The organism is Pseudomonas sp. EL_65y_Pfl1_R83 (genome assembly GCF_963970695.1).
GTDB lineage: Bacteria > Pseudomonadota > Gammaproteobacteria > Pseudomonadales > Pseudomonadaceae > Aquipseudomonas > Aquipseudomonas tritici.
On record NZ_CAXAQI010000304.1, the window covers coordinates 1 to 493 of the forward strand.

Genomic DNA, 493 nt, shown 5'->3' on the forward strand with positions numbered 1-493 from the left:
CTGGCGATCCTGCTCAGGCGCGAGGGGGAAGGCATGAACTTGAAGAAGGTGTATCGGCTGTATCGCGAGGAGCGGCTGACGGTGCGCAAGCGTGGCGGCCGCAAGCGGGCGCTCGGCACGCGGGCGCCGATGGCGATCCCGCAGGAACCCATCCAGCGCTGGTCGCTCGACTTCGTATCTGACTCGTTGGCCTGCGGCCGGCGGTTCCGTATGCTCAACGTGATCGACGATTACAGCCGGGAATGCCTGGCGTGCATCGTCGATACCTCGCTGTCAGGTCGGCGCGTCGTCCGCGAGCTGAGCGCCATCGCCGAACGTCGCGGACTGCCGTGCATGGTGGTCAGCGACAATGGCACCGAGCTCACCAGTCACGCCGTTCTCGCCTGGTGCCAGGAGACCGGGGTCGAGTGGCATTACATCGCGCCGGGCAAGCCGCAGCAGAACGGCTTCGTCGAAAGCTTTAATGGTCGCTTGCGCGACGAGTGCCTGAACG

At 65.5% G+C, this 493-nt stretch carries 1 protein-coding gene; it reads left to right on the top strand.

The window, feature by feature from the left end; all coding sequences use genetic code 11:
- A partial coding sequence (locus AACY08_RS29010; protein ID WP_339472520.1) for a DDE-type integrase/transposase/recombinase occupies positions 1 to 493 on the top strand: 493 nt, incomplete at both ends.